At 31.1% G+C, this 720-nt stretch carries 2 protein-coding genes; one reads left to right on the forward strand and one right to left on the reverse strand.

Annotated elements, in window-relative coordinates; translation table 11 throughout:
• Positions 1-89: 89 nt before the first annotated feature.
• A complete protein-coding gene (locus tag ACQR30_RS11810; protein WP_162923739.1) occupies positions 90-248 on the forward strand; it encodes a hypothetical protein in 159 nt (52 codons plus the stop codon).
• A gap of 166 nt (positions 249-414) precedes the next feature.
• Here the strand turns inward: ACQR30_RS11810 and ACQR30_RS11815 are convergent.
• The coding region (locus tag ACQR30_RS11815; RefSeq protein ID WP_429735322.1) for a hypothetical protein at positions 415-720 on the reverse strand (306 nt) is incomplete at its 5' end.

Below are 720 nucleotides of genomic sequence, written 5' to 3' on the forward strand. Positions count from 1 at the left end.
ATGATGGGTCAGCATAATTCAGAACAGTGGGTCAGCATACACCAGAATTTACAGATGGGATTTTGTGGATTTAATTCATCATCTTACACATGTTCGAAAATAGCGACTATGCATCTTATTTTGTAGGGGAATATGAGGATAATTTTGATGCTTATGGACCAAGTGGCTATTCAATATTTAATGAAGATCAATATGGAAATATCATTTCTGCAAATTTTACGCAAGATGAGTCCACGGATTTTGTATAACACGAAGTTGGCTCTTTTTCTTATGTTTCCACAATTTACGGTGGAGTAGGTAGTATCAGGGATTTCTTTGATTTAAATAGTGCCTCTTCTAATCAGGTAATGTCGACCATAAATATTGATGGAAACGATCATGAAATCAATATTACTAAAGTATATGAGTACATTCTTACGTTTTAAATTTTACCATACCTAATTGGTCAAAAATTTTATGCATTATTTGCTTTTCATCTTTTTCATTATAAAAATAATAAAGCGTAATAAAATTTCCCTTCTCGTTTTCAAAGGCTAAAGCTTTGCATTTATAGTATTTCCCTTTAAACGGCTTTGTTACTTTTATATTATACACAATTCCAAAACTATCTTTAGCATTAATTTTTTTTAATTGAATAGAGGTTAAATATGTACAACTGTTTGGTTCATAAAACCGGACGTTTCGATGATATAGTAATGTAGGGTGTAGATTGTTGGAGAG

The sequence above is a fragment of the Arachidicoccus sp. genome (assembly GCF_050436765.1).
Lineage (GTDB): Bacteria > Bacteroidota > Bacteroidia > Chitinophagales > Chitinophagaceae > Arachidicoccus.

What these genes read in the sequence shown, in the direction of transcription:
- ACQR30_RS11810 (WP_162923739.1), top strand. Translation starts at nt 90, where the DNA reads ATGTTCGAAAATAGCGACTATGCATCTTATTTTGTAGGGGAATATGAG.